This is a genomic window from Vibrio hannami (assembly GCF_029589055.1).
GTDB lineage: Bacteria > Pseudomonadota > Gammaproteobacteria > Enterobacterales > Vibrionaceae > Vibrio > Vibrio hannami.
The window spans coordinates 1-16086 of sequence record NZ_JARQZP010000008.1 but is presented as its reverse complement, the minus strand read 5'-3'; the positions used below and the strand labels follow the sequence as shown (position 1 = coordinate 16086).

Here is a 16086-nt window from a genome sequence, read left to right as displayed (position 1 = left end):
GTGCCGTTTTGTAGCGGTCTTTTGCTTGCTTTGGCGTCCATTCATCCACTCGGTTCATGTCATACCCGGCTAACGGGAGAATGGTTTCCAATAGCTCATAATCTTTTACTGAAAGTAATCCGCCGTTCTGTTCAAAAAATCAGTCACCACTGCGTCCAGCATTCGATAATCCGGAAGGGGCATTTCTTCAATTTCTTGTGGAGACAGCTCCGTGATCTGAGCAAGATAAAATTTCAGGCGCTTGGTGGCGTCTTGAATCTTTTTAGCGCGTCGAGTGATCCCCACCGTAGGCAAACAAAACAACACTTCTTTCTCTTGCTCGGTAAAAAGCAACGTGATTTTTTTCTCTTTCGGTTTGTACTGTTTCCCTGCAAGCTCATACGAGGTCTTAGACAGAAACGCATTCAACGCCTCAACAATGTTGTTCCAATCTGGTGAGGCGATTTCCTCAACCTGACGAACCTCCAAACCTGTCACCAATGCCACCATTGCGACCTCATCACGCTGGCCGTCAGCATCACTAAGCTCAAGGTCTTCATTGAGCGTTGGCGCTCGAACGGTCACAGAGCTGACGCCATCGAGCGACTCAAGCAAAGTGATAGTTTTCTTTTGATAGTCTTTTTCAGATTTCTGGAGTGAGGCTTTGATTCGTTCTAGTTCTTTATTCATTGTTCGGTTTCCGGATAACGAGAAATAAAAAAAGAGAGGCCAATGACCTCTCCTTGTGAGTGATTGCAAAAGCAATAAAATTACCAGGCTAAGAACCGCCCAATTGATTGCACTTTAACTTTCTGCAGAAAGCCGGTATTCACACAAATGCAATCAAAGGGGCTGGCTCGTGCATTGGTTATTTGATGGCGTTGGCGATTCGTCGGCCATTAACGAAGTAGTCTCCGTTGGGGATATCCACCTCCGTGATGGTCTTGCCTGTGTCAGTGTGCTTATGGCGAACCACCGTCACCCCTTTGATGGTGGCTTGTTTTTCTTCCCCGTTGGAAGCATCACCCGTATCGATTTCACACTCACCCGTCATGATGTGCTCAATGCGATAGTCGTCGCCATTTTCGTCATAGCCCTTCTCTATGTAAGTGGCAATGGTTTTTTCGCCATCCTTGCCGACCTCGGTGGCAAGCGACTCATCAAGCATTTTTCCAGTGATTTCCCAGTCCAGCGCTTCATATCCGAGCATTTTCTTTTGCTTGATGAATGAGCCTTTCAGCTCACCTGTTTTTTTCTTGTACTTAATCGCCGTAAATTTCTCAATCTCATTAGAGATCGTCAGTTTGCCGATCAAGAATTTCTGATGCGTAATAGTGCGTCCGCCAGCCATTATGAAAGCTCTCCTACAACCGTTTCGACATATTCTTTAGTAATGGAATTGTCTTTATTGAAAAAGATTACCGTGTGTTCATTTGGCATGTACTCACCATAATCAATTGCCAGCGCCCATTGACCGGAGTCGTAGCTGCTTGCTGTGTTCATTTGTTGATGCAAGTACACTCTGGCATCAATCAGCGCACCAGCTTTGCGAGCATCCGAAAAGAAGTTATTGATTCGCTCAACTTCCTGCTTAAAGAAATCAAAGTCCATCATCTTGTCGGCTTCGGTTTCCATCGCATCCTCAAGCTTGCGCTGAACCCAATTCTCAAGACCCACTGATGAAATCCAATGCCCTGTAACGGTTCGGTTGCCCCAGAACACAAAGCCACCGCGTTTAGGGCGAACAGGCACACAAATGCCGTATGAGTTAAGCTCATTCGATTCTGAGCGCTCATCGGTGTAACGGTGCCCGATTGGGCGCGCCACTGAATCCGCCACAACAGGCTGATTTGAAGGAGATTCCCAAGGGTCAACCGACAAGGCCACCGACATCGCCCAAGCACTTGAGCAAATAGGTACACCCCATCGCTCAATCGAAACGTCCGCCCCGATAACGTGCTCATGAGCATCACCAAAATTATCCACAAAAGTGATCGCCTCGGCCGTGTTGGTGTTTGGTAGTCCCACACACGCCAGCGCGGATGTATCTACCGCCAGCGTACCAAGCGTATTGATGAGCGTGATCTCGTTTTCATACATGGTCGAACCGATAATCGTTGGCGCGTCCGGGCAGTTTTTCACGGCTGATAATCCCGTTAACTTACCTGTGCTGGCATCCTTACCACCAATGATTCGTTTGAGCATTTCTGTTTTGTACTCTTCGCCCGTTTTAACCGCTTCATCTTCAACCACGATGGCATAAAGCACCCGTCTGGAGTGCTCAAGCACATACTTGGCCGGATAGAACAGCGAGCCTTGAGGGTTCTCGGTAGTATCAAGCAAAACGACGTCATCAGGAGAGCGCAGACGAACAGGCTCATCATATTTTACCGAAGGGTCTTTGTTTGGCGCTGTACCTATAAGCAAGCCGATTTGTTGAGCCCCGGTTGCAATTGGCTCAGGCGGCGCGGTCTTATTGAAAGTCAGGCCGTGTTTAATGAAGTTTGAGAACTTACCAACCATTATTTAGTCACCTTTTTAAGTTTGCCCTGTTGCTCAAACAAGTACGCCTGAGCGGAAGTTAATGGAAGTATCTTTCCGACCTTCTGCCATTCATCATGTAGATTGCATTCAATGACAACCTCGTAATCGTCGGTTTCCGGACTGGATTTTGTTTCTTTGAGCGCGTGTCTCTGATTGAGCGTAAGGGGCTTTGATTGCTTGCTCCCTTGAGTTGGCTTTTTTGTTGCCATGAAATCACCTTTTTTGGGTATAAAAAAACCGCCTGAACAGCGGTCTTGTAGAGTTTCGACGGGTGCGGATGATGCGGTTACAATTTCAATGATATTCACCCCTTAAATAAGCAACTGAACCAAAACAAAACCAGTAACGAAAAACACGCCAAATATCGCAAAGTCTCTTTTCATCTAAAGTTTCTCCTGCTTAAAATGACGAATAATGCCTAGCTCTTTCGCCAGCTCTAAAAGCTGCTCAATAACAGTACTATTTACATTGCAAGCATGTTGCCGAGCGAGCTCTTTCCACTCTTGAATGTTGTATAATTCGATAGGTGTTAAGTCCTGCTCTGGCTCAAGCATGTAACGCATTCCATCAATTTCAATAAACCATTTCTCTCTTAGTATTTTTGATGGGCGGATGGAGAACACGCTTGAATTAAGCGGCACTCTCATATCTTCGTACGTTTCATTTTTATTCATTGTTACTCCCTTCACCTTCAGGCCACCCGATTGCATAAGTCTGAATTTCTTCAACGGTGTTAAGTGCTGCTATTTCCGCTTTCATGGTGTGCTGGCGAGCGTGAATAGCATTCTTATGACTCATTATTTTCACATGAACAGCCTTGAGCACATCCAGCGTAAACGGTCGGACTTCGTCGTTATTTGCATCAATCCAGTAATCAGGGGCATAACCTGCCGTCACGTACCCCTCAATGAGAGATAGTGAGGCGGGGTCTGCGTCGTATGGAATGTCATCCACTGTGACCGTAGCTGACTCACTGTTGTATTCAGCGTCACGCCACAAATTAATAGCTGCATGTTTCGCTTGGCGAACTTCATCTATGTCATAAACAACCGACACCAAAACAGGCTGCTGTGTTTCTTCATCAAACACCCATTGCTTTCCTTCTGGTGCGCTCTGGCTCACTGCATAATCATGTTCATCCGTTATTTCAAACAAACCGTCAGGCAACGCTCCGTCTTCGTGATACTCAAAAAAGCTGCCTTGAATTACCCCCGCTTCAAGCTCTTTATTAATAGGGTGATGCTCAAAATATCGTCGTAACTCATTATCAACAATCATGCTAACCTCGCTCTCATAATAAAACTAACGCCGACATTCGACCCATAAGCGGTTTTGAAAAATATATAATCTGTTCGCCCCAAAGACGTTACGTCTGTAATAATGTTGGTTGCGTTAGTATCCGTTCCTACATGACTGGCTATTGCCATATCACCCTTCGTCTGGTCGAAAGATTTTATTGTAACTGGCAAAGGTATCGCTACGGGACTACCTGATACCGCTGCTGCTGTCCCATGCCCTGTAATCAGCACTGTTCCGTCATTAAATATATGGGCGACACCATTAGCGCCAGAGATTTGTTGAATCTCAGTGTGAGCATCGACATAGGCTTTGTTTGGCATGTGATGCTCTATTAGCGGCGGATTTGGTGAGCTAGGCGGTGCCGCAGGAAACGAAACTTGATTACTTGAGTTATTAATAGTGAGCGCGGTGGCCTTGTATTGTCCGTCCTGCCCTCTTGCCTGAATTGAGAACTGACCATCGATACCCGAAGCCATGTTAAATAAGTATCGTGCAATTCCAGACGCATCTTCCAGAGCCCATCCGACATAACCCGAATCATTTTTTTCCTGAGTGCAAGCAACTTGGTGTTATCGGCAATAAGCCTTAGAGCGCCCGTTAACGTGCCTCCCAACTTACTCAGAAAGTTATCATTCACATAATCTCTACGAGTAAGCGCAATATTTGCATCCGATTGAGCGTCCAGAGCGCGAGGGCTTTGAATCGATACCGAGTCTTCCTCACCATCAACCACAATAGCCTGTTTATGGGTTGTCCCATTCCAATATCTAAACTCGGTATATACTGCGGTTTCATGACCTCCATTAGGATACAAATGTATGTAGTTCTTATTTGTACCGTTATACAAGTCATTAAACCAATGGCTTGATAATTCAAGACTTTGGCTTTTGAATTTTTTGTTCCCGGAAATATCTTGAGTGGATTCTTTATCAACAAAGTTTTCCTCAACCCAATCTCTACGAGTTAAGTGCGAGGCTTGTGTTGGCGCTGGTGCATGAACAGGATAGTTAAACGTGGCGGAATCGGGCTCCAGAGCAAAGACAGTCTCCATCGTAAGAACGTCATTGACGGCTGCTACATCGCTTGCAACTTGAAACGCGAATCCTCCATTTGGCGAATCATTAGAAATATTGATAGCCCAAGGTCTACCCGCCTCAGTTGCAATCAGCTCAAAGTCAGGCGCAGCCGACACCCTGTGACCAGCTCGAATAGCAACGTTACCACCACCCGCATTAGCTTCAATAACGTGGTGCGGGTTATCGTGAGTGCCACCGAAACCGAGTTCCTGCCCGTTCCCACCATGAAACCAAAGACGACCTAAAGCAACCAGATTCCCAGCAAACTGCTTAATGCCGTTAATGATTTCATTTCCGGTTTTGCTTACCTTCTCAGCTAACTCAAAATGCGTCGCATACAATTGAGAGGCATCATAAGTATGAGTAATGACACTGGCATTTTGCGTCACAATCTCACACTCATAGCGCACCGCTGACGCCTGTCCGGAATCCGCACTCGGTTTGACATCGGACATAGCTCTTGAATAGGCGTACACCGTGCCATCTTCCAACACCCACGCCACCCCGTTGATGACAAACCCGCCATGATTGGCCGGGATATCCGCAATGAGCTTAAGTGTCCCTGTCGCTTCGTCCACGCTCACCATTGCGTCATACGGGACGCTTATCGGAGTTTTAACTGTATCAACAGCTTTCGGGTCGCCATCGTCTGGAACCAAATGGCCGTCAATGACCATTTTGACTATTCTAATTTCTGCATCACTACCAATGGCATTGAGCTCAGCCGCTCGCCCCGCATTGGTCAGATAGCAACGAACGTCTCGCGTTAATATGTTGCTCATTCAGCCGCCTTTATCATGATGTGCCGCCCGGTAACCACCTGAGCGGATTTGTAAATCTGCCCTAGCCATAAACGCCCTATCACCAGCTCAAACACATCTCTCAATGATTTGCTGCTATTGATGCGCTCATACAATCGCTCGTGGAGATCGAGAGTAAGTTGCTTGTCTGTGACTAGGTTGTGTATATGAAGGGAGTACTTCTCGTTTCGGGTTACCGTTGCTCTGCAACCCAGCGCCTCCAAACCCTCTTGAATGCCCTTAATGGTGCCTTTCTTTTTATGAATGCTAGGCGCATCCCGGATAGAGCGTCGCTTGTCGATGTCAAGATCGGAGTCATACCAATCAATGACCCCGGCCTCCTTTGCCAAGATGTCGAGCAATTCCGTTTTGGTTTTCATAGGGTCAATCAACCAATCAAAGAAATCATCACTCTTGACAATTTCCTTTATCCCCTCTTCATAGGCGCGCTCGTAACTTGTTCGGTAATCCGGAAGAAGGGTTTCAAAATCACTATTTTTTAACTGAGACATCTACACTCATCCCTATGCAATGAGGCGCTTGCCTCCACTCGCACACAATGTCTGACTCCGGTTTCCGGACAACAACCCCGTGCGCGTTGTAACTCTTGGCGATGTGAATCAACTCATTGCGCTGAATTTCCCCCCAAGAATGTGCTGTTCTTCTGCGTACTCTGCGAGGCGCTTGTTGAGCCCTTCCCGGTCTATCAGTTGGTTAGGCTTGGGAATTTCCGTTAGAGCAAGATCGATTTCATACTCAATAATCTCCCCTCCACTGACCGACAGCTCATCGGTTTCTTGCGCGATGTCTGTTCGGGTCAGGTAATCACGCACTAGTTGAATGAGCTCCGGGGAAGCCTGACCATTCCCGGTTCGAGAAAGAATCTTTAATTCCACTTTTCCTGAGTTTGGCTCCACCATTCGAGGCTCGGCCGATTTCGGGCGCTCAATGCCGTCAGTAGGGCGAAACTCATAACGCACCACAACCACGTTTTCGGATTCAGACGTTACGCTAATCAAAGGCCGCTCCCCCACTGTGAGCGCATGAAAGCGATAGCCCTCGCGCGTCCCTGTGGTAGCCAGACCAAAAGGAGCGAGTGAATTACGAAGCAGCATCGACTTGTCACTCTCCAGAATCTCCGGCTTTGGTGGATTGGCGTTTGGGTCTGCCTCTTGAATCACCTGACGCACAATCTCGTTACGAGAACAAATCAAGTCAACCATGTCCGACTCGGTCACGGTTTCCGCAAAGAATTGCAAACCTTTGTAGTTGTCGTTTCGAGTTTCTTGATTTCGAAATAGCGCCACCGCATTCAAGAGAACACATGCTGTTTCATTGGTACTTTGCAGCCCCTCGGCCATGAGATTCGCTTTCACTTCTCCGACGTCTTGGATTGCCTGTGGAATGAATGCTTGCTCAATAAAGCGTTTTTTGATGGATTCGACAGGTTCGGCCTGTAAAATTTCAGGAGTTGTCATAGTGTTACCGTGCGCCTTTCGCCTTTGTACTCGACATCAATCCCGACCCGATAGCCAGCGCCAACAATCTCAGCGTTCACTTTCAGGGGCTTAATGTCCGATATCATGTTGTGAGGGTTTTTGAACGTTCGAAAAATGCGATTGATCAGAATCATGCGATTCTTGGGGTTCGCGGGTTTGTCCAGCGTATCCGGGACTAACGAGCCAGCTTGTCGATTTTTCTCCATAGTGCCGAGTGGCGTAGATAGCGCCCTCACAGCACAAGCACAGGCTTGCTCAAAGCCTGAGATAGTGCGCCCGGTTTCCGGACAGATACCAATTGGCATGAGTAAATCTCTTGATTGATTGCAAAGACGGGAAGTTTCCCAGGAAGAAAACCGAATGATTGATTGCAAATGAATGCGCTTCAGCGGAATAGCGGCTTTTAATTTGCAATCACTTCGATGTCAGTGGTTTTGTGGCGATTGGTGAGAGCTTTCTTTCCGTCGAGCTGTAAAACCACACAGTCCGAATTGAGCAAATGACCAATCACAAGCGCTGGCAGTTGCTCAGCCGTGAGCTTGACCCTCTGTCCGTGCGATGCTTCATGTAATTTCATAAAACCTCACTCGATTGCGCTGAGCGCGTTATTTAAAATGGGTCGGCCGTGTTGTCGTGGTCATGCCCGTCAACGGCCTTTCCGTTCACCGTGCATGAGTTAATCTTGGCCGCGCTGATGGTTGCGCCATTGGCGTCCATCGAGAACGCGCCCGGTGCATAACTTGTGATGGCTGGCGTTTTAACGGACTGACTGACATCGAGCGCGCCTTTAATGCTGACCTTTCCGGTCTGAGTCTGCTCACCTTTCGTGGTGGCCGTGCTCGCGGTTCGGGTGTATGCATTGGTTGAGACGTTGATGGCCTGACCTGCATTCATCACGATTTGCTGTCCGGCCTTGATGACAATCTTTTCCCCCGCATCAAAGATAATTTCTTTCTTGAGCATCACCTTAAGGACACCATCATCACTGACCGTGGCGTCAAAGAAATCCAGCCAGCGCATGTGAGCCGTGCTTGCATCTTCACTCTTTGAAGGGTGCGTATCCGAGTAAAACCCCACAAGCGCCAAACAACAGGTCTCATCGTCTCCGGCCGCGTAGTTGATCACGATGACTTGCTCACCAATACTAGGCGCGCGCCACGATGAAAACTCACCCGCCAACGAGCTCCAGCGAATGAGGGGCGACTCTCCTCCGTTTCCGTAGTCCACGACAATCCGGTTTCCGACAACCTCTTTCACCGTGCCAAGGCGATTCATATTTCTAAGCGCTCGAAATATCCTCTTCACGTCTCTCAATAATTCGAGGATCTTGTTTCGTCCCATCATGGTTAACCTTTGTGATTCGTAACCCGGATAAACCAAACGTGATTTGTTCGACTCCTCCGACTCGGATGATTTGAGAAAAGCTGATGTGATATCCCGCATCATGCGTTGACCACGGCAAGCCGTCCGCCTCGATGTCCGTTGGCACTTCAATCGACTTCGCATCAAAACCAAAGCGCTGACGCTCCAGCAGCGCGCAAATGTAAAACGCGATGTCAGAGGCCATCAGTTCAGGGGCTTCGATATTGGTAGGCACCCGGACAAGAATATCCACCGCAAGATGTGCCTCCCGACGGCCATCACCTGAGCGTTTCACCTTCGTGATGGTCAGGTTATCAAGGATGACTTGCGGCTCTTTGGGCTCATGACTTCGAATGTCTGAGGGGTAAACCACCTCTGCTTTATCGGTCTTATCACTTTGCTCGCCAAGATGGTCATCCAGAAGCGTTTTGAGCGCCTCCTGATATTCACTGACGCTGTTTAAAAAGCTCATCCGTTAATGTCCTTTTGAAAAATTCGAGCGTGTCATTTTCCAGCTCATCAATGATGTCCTGAGCTTCGATATCAATCGGCTCCAGCACCCTTTGAATTTTTGATTTAAAGCGTCGCTTGGATTCAAGAACGCGCTGGCCGTTTGGGTTTCGTTTTTTCCTTGGGCTGGCCTTTTGACGTTCAACCCATCGTTCCCACACCAGCATGGGTGAGTTCTTCACTCTCTGAGCGAATGCCCCCGGATACACTTCCCGGCCAGAGACAACCCCTCGCTTGTTTTGATAAAAGCTTCGAAGAGAATCAACCGGAATCGGCAGAACACCAAACCAGACGCTCGCCCGATTCCCTTTAACACTGGATTTTCGAATGCGTTTATTTAAAGGCGCTTTGCGGATTTTCATCCGAACCCCTAGCGCCTTAACAGACTCCCGCGTCAAAAAAGTTTGCGTTTTTTTCAATGTCGCCTTAACCGCTTTTTCGATTTGCTGACCGGACAAAAGCTCAGTCTCTTGCTCGGTGATTAAAACGTCATACATCCGCAGTGCTCCATTGCGTTCGAGAGGATTTCATTTCGGCCTTAACTTGTAGAACGTGCTCAAAGCGCTCTGTCGTCACCTGATAACTGTCCACCACTTCAAACACCTTCCCTTTCGGGTTGGTCAAAATGGTGCCTTTCTCAAGTTCCCCATCATGGCCTCTCAGGATGTGTTTTTTGTCCCGGAAAAAGTAACGGACAGTAATGGCACTGTCCGTCTCTTTCTCGCCAAGAATCCACGATTGACCAAAGGCCGCATCCAAAGACTCTTCTAAATCCATTAGATGCCTTGGAGCATGATGGCCTCTTGACCATCCGTTTTAATGAAAAAGCCACAAAGCGTATTGCCAGAGGCGACAGAGGTGAGCTCGCCATCCGTGCCCTTCAGGTACGCTTTATCGCCAGCGTATTGAGGCGCTGCATCCGCAGCTAATTTCAAGCCGCCATAGATACCGTCATAGATGGCCGTAAAGGATTCACCTTCGGCTTTGGTTTCGCCGGGCAATACCACCATCGCGCCAAACTTGATGAGCTTTCCCTTTGTTACGCCGCCAGCGGGGGCAATTAGGGTCATAGACTTACCGTCATACAATTTGTGCATATTGTTCTCTCTGAATCAGATGAATAAAAAAGGGCGCTCATTGCGCCCTAGTTGAAGTTAGCTTACTTTCTTTTTCCAGCGCTGAACGCCGCGACGGTCAGCAAAATAAATCGCCGTGTACGTCCAAATTTGCATTGAAATGCCGCTTAGCTTGTCGGTTGGCAAGCGCTCAATCTGAACGCCGTCCTCATCGGCCACATAGCCCTCAATGATGCCCGTAAAGCCATTACCACCACCAAAGGCGAACGCGGTATCTTTCTTCGCAAGACGCGCGGTTCCCACCGCTTTCGGATACGCTTCGTAACCTTCGTTTGGTTTGTTATCAATCTTGTCTGACTTCATGATCGCATTCAGGCGCTTAGACTCACGAACGCTAGACAAAATGCCAATCGGCTCAAGCTCCAGCGGCTCACCTTCTGCCGTTAGCATGTCGCCCATATCCCCGGACATTTTCGCCAATGTAGCCGCGTCCAATTCAAGCGTTGAGTAATCGTTCAGGCCATCAATGAAAAGCGGGTTACCATCAAACAATTTGCGGTTAGACTCCAGACCACGCATTAATAGACGCTGAGGCTCAGCGGCCACCGACGCCACCAGTTTCGCCACATTTCGCTGAACAAAATCAAAGTTGTCGGCAAGAATTACCTCTTTGGTGATTTCCAGTTTCAGAGCGAAAGGCGAGATTGAGCACACCTCTTTGGTGCCTTCCAAGCGAACGTGTCTCACTTCACCGTGCTCTGTTTTCTCCGATGGCGCGGCCACATCTTTCATTTTAAAGATCTTGTTGGCCGTGCCGATGGACATTGGACGACGCTCAACAAACTCACTATGCCAGTTGCGCTGTTTCGCCATTTCGTTATCAATGACCATTTGCGTCGCAGTTTCAAAGATGTCCCCCAGGTTAGTTTTGTCGTTATCAAACGCGCTGTTAAGCAGCTTGGTTTGACTTCGAATCGGGTCATAACCTTCGTTTTTGTGGTGCGCTTTCAGCGCTTCAAACATGCTCGACGCATCGCCGTAAACGTTGTCTGCGTCCAGCTTGGCCGCGCCAAGACGGAACTGGACATAGTTGACCAGATGATCGCGGTTTGATTTACCACCATCAACATTGGTAGAGACTGAGGCGTCCGTGTCCGTCCCAAGCATGGTGAGCAGCGCTGAGTTAAACGCATCAATGGAGGTTTCCGGGTCATCTTTGGCCGCGTTCAGCTTTTCACGAACGCCCGGATGATCTAGAAAAGGTTTGGCCGCAGCGTTCAAGCCAGCAATGCGGGTTTTCTCATCTTTTCGAAATTGGTTTTGTAGCTCGATTTTGGTTGGAGTGGTTTTATCACCCATGTTTTCACCTTCTGAATTATCTAAGTTGGTTGAGCTGGCTGGCTCGTTTGTGTTTGGCTCACCAGAGCCCGGTTCAACTTCCGACACCTCGTCGCCGGGTTCGGTTTGCGAACTGTCGTCGTTAAGCTGATTTTTCAAATCAACAATGATTTTTGCGCTGGAGTCCATTTGTCCGGACTCTTTCAGGCAGTTGGAAAGCGGCTTAAATTTCACTGAAGCGTTATTGAGTCCGGATTCCGAATAAAACCCGTCAGCAAGGCCGTATTCAATCGCCTCTTGTCCGGTCAAAAAGAAATCCGTGAGCATGTCGCTTTGAACATCCTCGACAGGTTTTCCGCACTTGCTGGCGATGGTCTGAGCCAAAATTAAGTCCGCTTTTTGCGTTCGCTCAATCCATTGCTCAGCGGCTTGCACGTTGCCCTCAAAGTAACCCCACGCCTGATGAATCATGAGCGTAGAGGTTTCGCGCACGTAAACCGTGTCACAGGCACACAAGATTGGCACCGCAATGGAATAACAAGAGCCGTCCACAATCCCGGTGACATGACCTTTGTGGTCTTTCAGCAGGTTATGAATCATCAACCCCTCATCTACGTCACCGCCATCGGTATGAAAACGGACAATCAAGTCGCGTTCTTCATGCCCGATTAAAGCGGCCTTGAGATCAATTCCGTCTGAGTTGTACCAGCCGATATACCCATACAGATAAATCGTCAGGGGCTCCGTGTCGGCCGCGTTAACCAGCTTGAAAACGCCCTTATTCGTCGGCTTTGTCTTTGACGCCATCAGCCCCGGTTGAGGCGCTTTCATCGTCATCGTTTGACTCCTTATTTTCATCCACCAAATCGCCTGACTTGTTAAAAGACAAGCCAAGCTGTTTCATCATTTTTTGCTCTTCGTGGTAGGCGTTGAGCTCGGCCTCTACATCGACGTTTCTCTCTGCCAGAATCCGTGTGAGTGATTTCGCGCCCATCGCATTGAGCACCTTGAGCGAGTTCGCCTCTTTGAGCGGATCAATCCAAGGCTGAGCCGCCCCGGTGATGTCCGCATCATAAAGCGTGTCCCGGTCAAGCTCGCTTGGGATTTTTAACGCCCCGGTTAACACTGAGATGCCGACGAGCTTCTCGTAGCAAGGCCGCGTTAACCCCTCGGCCACTTTGTTCCTGAGCACCACATACCCCGCCCATCTATCTAGCAACTCCTGACGCTGAGCAGTAAACGATTTGATGTATTCGGCTGTGGTGGAGGAGTTGGAGACGCCAAGCGCGGAGGTGATTTTTTTCGCAAACAAATCACTGAGCGCTTTAACCTCTGGCGCTCCGTTCTTGCTCTCCAAAATGGTGAGCTCATCATCTTTATCGATGGTGATTTTGTTGCCGCCATAACCCAACTTAAAATCCCTTGGGTTCTGATCTTTTTTGCGCTGATTATTGTCTTTTTCTCTGCCCCGCTTATGCACCACCGACATCTTAGCCGCCGCCAAGAATTTGATTTTGATGGACTCAAAATAGGCGTCCACATCTCGAATCGTTCTCAGCGCTGGCGCGATGGCCGAGTGTCCGCGCCCCTGTCGGATTTGCTTGGTAAGTCTCAGATGAATGATGTTCTCAGCCGGAAGGGGTACAGGTTTGGCCGTTCCTTTCGGGTTGGCCTTAAACATGTACGACTCCGGGCGGTTCCACTTGCCGTATTTGATGCCGTTGACAATGCCCTGAGACTCAATCGTCATCGTCGGGTCAATGCACTCAAAGGGGATAAGCTGTACCCCAAACGGCACCGAGCCGAGATAGTCATGACCACCCATTGAGACCATGTGAGCAAACACCTCACCGTCTCGAAACATGTGCCGCATCGCAAGCTGTTCAGCCTCACCGCGTGTGGTTCGGCCGTCCATCTCAAAGTGACGATCATGTTTTTTGATGAGGCGCTTGAGCTGCTTGGCGAACGGCTTGTTGATGGTGCCGTCCGCATTTTTGGGTTGAGGATGAATTTTCAATCCGGTGCCAATGGTGTTTTTGACCACCTCATCCACCGAAGCGGCAAATAGCGGGTCATTCTTCTCGTAATAACGAGCCGCCTCCGCCAGTGGCTTTTGAGAGCTGGCGGTCAGCTTGTCCATTTCATTGCTGTCACGCTTTACCGCTACGCCCTGATTAGGCGTTAAACCGTCATACTGATTCATCAGATAACGATTCTCCGCTCTGGACGCGCCCCAGCTAGGCGATATCAGGCCGATGGCCTTTTCAATCACATTCATCCGAACCTTACCTCAGAGACGACACAGTCAGGCGAATCAATGTCCCGACTTTCAATTTCTTCAATCTCGTCTTTCACCACCAAGATGGTTTTTTGAATGGTGGCAAGGTTGCCGCGCTTGAGCTTGGTGTTCTCCTCGCCCTCGACCTCTTGCCCCTTAATGAGAATCTCAGTTTCAGCGTCTCTGAGCTGCTTCAGGCGCGCTTTCGCCTCTTCAAGCTCGGCCTTGTCTTTGTCAGAAAGCATCAGGAATGTATCCTCCGGAATCGTATTCGTAATAGTCGTCCTCCTCTTCGAGATAAAGAGAGTGCGACCCCTTGTCCGCGACGTTCACATTAAGATGAAGCGGCCGACACCAATCGGGCTCATCACCATCAAAGTTAATGGTGGTCACGCCACGCTCCCAAAGACACGCTTGCAGATAGGCGGCAAGGTCAAACGGCTCGTTTCCTGAGCCATCAAAATGCCAGACGCCTTTATCGTCCATTTCTTCGGCCAGTAGCCCTGAGAAATACGCCTCATCCGCCCACACCGGGCGACGGAAATAACGATAATCTGAATCGGATTCTTTGGTTAAGCAGCTATACACCAGCCGCTTGAGCTTGTTTGAGTTGAGCTGCAAGAGCGGGACATCTCCGTCCGCAGCAAAATCGTGTTCTTGGTTGTCGGAAACCGGATAAGTGAGCCGGGTGAATTTGTCGGTGTTATCCCCCTTAAACGCCCTTGGGTTCCCTTTCACCAAACGAAAGCGATAATCAAGGCCGATTTCCACAAGGTAGCGATGGAACTCATAGGCGTTAAACGTGGTGTTTCCTTTCGTGTCCGCGTCTTTATCCGCAGAGCCACCAGAGTCACACATCACGTAAGCCGGGATAATGGTCTTATCCGCGAGCCCCTGAATCTCATACTCTTTGTTCATCACCCTATCAATCAGCACCCGCCAATCCTCATCGTAGGTTTCGGGTTTGACTTTCTGAGGCTCTCCCGCTTCTACCCGGTCAGGGTTGTGCGTGATCTCAAACTCATCAATCGGTTGCCACTGCATCCGGTCATTGACCGCAAACACATTCACCACAAACCGCGCGAACTTGCCGCCCTGCACATCGACACAAGCAATCACGCAGCGCGTGTCACTCGGTGCCACTCCTTTCGGGAGCAAATATTCATGATGTCTGGCTTTGAGTTTGTCGATAGTCAAATCCGAGTCGCGCTCAGGTGGAATAAAGGGAATCCCCTCGTCGGTGTTCCAGAACACCTGTAACTCACCATCATCCCCGGTTTTGTCATAGCGCTGATGTCCGGATTCGAACGCGGCAACCATCTCAACCCAATCGTTCCAATAAGAATTCACCCCGGAAAAGTGGAAAGAAACCCGGTTCATTTTTTGAGGCGGTTTCGGCTTTTTACCTGTCCGGTTTCCGGACTTGTCAATTTCGCCCTCTTGGAAGTAGTCGCCATTGAGATTGAGGTCATAGCGGTCTTTCATGGTGAACTTAGCCTCACAATGAGGGCATTCACAATGCGCGCTTTCGGGCTGGCCTTTTGTCCACTTCATCAAACCAAAATGGCATTTCATCCACTGACCGCACTCCGGACATTGCCAGTAATACCAATGCCTTGTCCCTTCGTTGTACAGTCCGGCCACACCCTCACATCGGGGCAATTCGTGCTCTCCAAGATTGTCCTGTTTCTTGTAAGGCATGCGAGAGGGCGAGCCCTCCGCAATGCACGTTCCTGATGAGCGGTCTGACTTGGTACGGGCAGAGCCTCGCGAGAACTTCGACGCCTCCGAGTCGCCTGAGCCTGTACCATCGTCTGAGGAGCGGTCATAGTCGGTGAAAATAACCAAACCATAACCCCGAACCGCCAGCGCTTCGGCCGTGGCGGAGTCGGTATATATCTGAGTGCCGTTCTTGAGGTTCTTTTGCTCAATACCAAGATCTTGCGCTCGGCTGGTTTTGAGTCGCCTTAAGAACTCGGTGGCGTTAATCATCCGGTCTAGTTCGGTTTTCGAATACTTCCGCGCACCTGTTTGGGTGGGGAACACCGCTAAAATGTTGGATGGCAATTGCCACGCCCGATAAGCGATGACGGCCTCAACCAATGATTTTGATTTCCCCGAACGCGCTGGCGCGCAAACAATCAGCTCACGATACAAACGGCTGAAGGAGTACAAAATCGGCTTAATCATGTAAGGAATGATGTCGGCTTTAAACTTCACGACCCCACCATCTTCGGAGATGTAGAGATATTTGTCGGCCGATTCCACCGCATCGATGTTCTCCAGTTGCATCGACTCAAGCACATCCTTGACGATGCTAGATAC

The 16086-nt window shown here is 49.1% G+C and carries 21 protein-coding genes; all 21 read right to left on the bottom strand.

Translation table 11 applies throughout. From position 1 onward, the window contains the following. Positions 1–105: 105 nt before the first annotated feature. On the bottom strand, positions 106–669 hold the full coding sequence (locus P7F88_RS25075; RefSeq protein ID WP_277829299.1) for a phage tail assembly protein: 564 nt from the start codon (positions 667–669) through the stop codon (positions 106–108). 178 nt (positions 670–847) lie between these two features. After that, positions 848–1330 (bottom strand): phage major tail tube protein, encoded by a 483-nt coding sequence (locus P7F88_RS25070; RefSeq protein WP_277829298.1) that lies wholly within the window; start codon positions 1328–1330, stop codon positions 848–850. Beyond that, the gene (locus P7F88_RS25065; protein WP_277829297.1) at positions 1330–2502 is read right to left on the bottom strand and encodes a phage tail sheath protein; all 1173 of its coding nucleotides are present in this window, start codon (positions 2500–2502) and stop codon (positions 1330–1332) included. Before P7F88_RS25065 ends, P7F88_RS25070 begins: the two co-directional genes overlap by 1 nt. Further along, the gene (locus P7F88_RS25060; RefSeq protein WP_277829296.1) at positions 2502–2732 is read right to left on the bottom strand and encodes a hypothetical protein; all 231 of its coding nucleotides are present in this window, start codon (positions 2730–2732) and stop codon (positions 2502–2504) included. The genes P7F88_RS25065 and P7F88_RS25060 overlap by 1 nt, the downstream gene beginning before the upstream one ends. 174 nt (positions 2733–2906) lie before the next feature. Then, a complete protein-coding gene (locus P7F88_RS25055; RefSeq protein ID WP_277829295.1) occupies positions 2907–3197 on the bottom strand; it encodes a hypothetical protein in 291 nt (96 codons plus the stop codon). Beyond that, the gene (locus P7F88_RS25050; protein WP_277829294.1) at positions 3190–3801 is read right to left on the bottom strand and encodes a DUF4376 domain-containing protein; all 612 of its coding nucleotides are present in this window, start codon (positions 3799–3801) and stop codon (positions 3190–3192) included. Before P7F88_RS25050 ends, P7F88_RS25055 begins: the two co-directional genes overlap by 8 nt. Continuing rightward, entirely contained in the window at positions 3798–4142 is a 345-nt protein-coding gene (locus P7F88_RS25045; protein ID WP_277829293.1) for a hypothetical protein, read from the bottom strand. The genes P7F88_RS25050 and P7F88_RS25045 overlap by 4 nt, the downstream gene beginning before the upstream one ends. Positions 4143–4153: 11 nt before the next feature. Continuing rightward, positions 4154–5680: a phage tail-collar fiber domain-containing protein gene (locus P7F88_RS25040; protein WP_277829292.1), complete on the bottom strand. Its 1527-nt coding sequence runs from the start codon at positions 5678–5680 to the stop codon at positions 4154–4156. Continuing rightward, a complete protein-coding gene (locus P7F88_RS25035; protein ID WP_277829291.1) occupies positions 5677–6210 on the bottom strand; it encodes a phage tail protein I in 534 nt (177 codons plus the stop codon). The genes P7F88_RS25040 and P7F88_RS25035 overlap by 4 nt, the downstream gene beginning before the upstream one ends. A gap of 108 nt (positions 6211–6318) precedes the next feature. Next, positions 6319–7176 carry a baseplate J/gp47 family protein gene (locus P7F88_RS25030; protein WP_277829290.1) on the bottom strand — a complete coding sequence of 286 codons (858 nt, stop codon included), beginning with the start codon at positions 7174–7176 and terminating at the stop codon, positions 6319–6321. Then, positions 7173–7502: a GPW/gp25 family protein gene (locus P7F88_RS25025; RefSeq protein ID WP_277829289.1), complete on the bottom strand. Its 330-nt coding sequence runs from the start codon at positions 7500–7502 to the stop codon at positions 7173–7175. Before P7F88_RS25025 ends, P7F88_RS25030 begins: the two co-directional genes overlap by 4 nt. Positions 7503–7600: 98 nt before the next feature. Beyond that, positions 7601–7774 (bottom strand): hypothetical protein, encoded by a 174-nt coding sequence (locus P7F88_RS25020; RefSeq protein ID WP_277829288.1) that lies wholly within the window; start codon positions 7772–7774, stop codon positions 7601–7603. Between the two features lie 32 nt (positions 7775–7806). Continuing rightward, complete coding sequence (locus P7F88_RS25015; protein ID WP_277829287.1) at positions 7807–8472, bottom strand: hypothetical protein; 666 nt, start codon at positions 8470–8472, stop codon at positions 7807–7809. A 4-nt stretch (positions 8473–8476) separates the two neighbouring features. Continuing rightward, the gene (locus tag P7F88_RS25010) at positions 8477–9031 is read right to left on the bottom strand and encodes a hypothetical protein (protein ID WP_277829286.1); all 555 of its coding nucleotides are present in this window, start codon (positions 9029–9031) and stop codon (positions 8477–8479) included. Beyond that, positions 9006–9566, bottom strand: coding sequence for a hypothetical protein (locus P7F88_RS25005; RefSeq protein ID WP_277829285.1), 561 nt, complete (start codon positions 9564–9566; stop codon positions 9006–9008). Before P7F88_RS25005 ends, P7F88_RS25010 begins: the two co-directional genes overlap by 26 nt. Continuing rightward, positions 9559–9846, bottom strand: a complete 288-nt coding sequence (locus P7F88_RS25000) for a hypothetical protein (protein ID WP_277829284.1) — start codon at positions 9844–9846, stop codon at positions 9559–9561. Before P7F88_RS25000 ends, P7F88_RS25005 begins: the two co-directional genes overlap by 8 nt. Continuing rightward, positions 9846–10139 carry a DUF2190 family protein gene (locus P7F88_RS24995; RefSeq protein WP_277829283.1) on the bottom strand — a complete coding sequence of 98 codons (294 nt, stop codon included), beginning with the start codon at positions 10137–10139 and terminating at the stop codon, positions 9846–9848. The genes P7F88_RS25000 and P7F88_RS24995 overlap by 1 nt, the downstream gene beginning before the upstream one ends. Before the next feature lie 84 nt (positions 10140–10223). Continuing rightward, positions 10224–12320 carry a Clp protease ClpP gene (locus P7F88_RS24990; RefSeq protein WP_277829282.1) on the bottom strand — a complete coding sequence of 699 codons (2097 nt, stop codon included), beginning with the start codon at positions 12318–12320 and terminating at the stop codon, positions 10224–10226. Then, positions 12262–13761 (bottom strand): phage portal protein, encoded by a 1500-nt coding sequence (locus P7F88_RS24985; RefSeq protein ID WP_277829281.1) that lies wholly within the window; start codon positions 13759–13761, stop codon positions 12262–12264. The genes P7F88_RS24990 and P7F88_RS24985 overlap by 59 nt, the downstream gene beginning before the upstream one ends. Beyond that, positions 13758–14006, bottom strand: a complete 249-nt coding sequence (locus P7F88_RS24980; RefSeq protein ID WP_277829280.1) for a hypothetical protein — start codon at positions 14004–14006, stop codon at positions 13758–13760. Before P7F88_RS24980 ends, P7F88_RS24985 begins: the two co-directional genes overlap by 4 nt. After that, on the bottom strand, positions 13996–16086 hold a 2091-nt coding region (locus P7F88_RS24975; protein ID WP_277829279.1), incomplete at its 5' end, for a terminase gpA endonuclease subunit. The genes P7F88_RS24980 and P7F88_RS24975, both read right to left, overlap by 11 nt.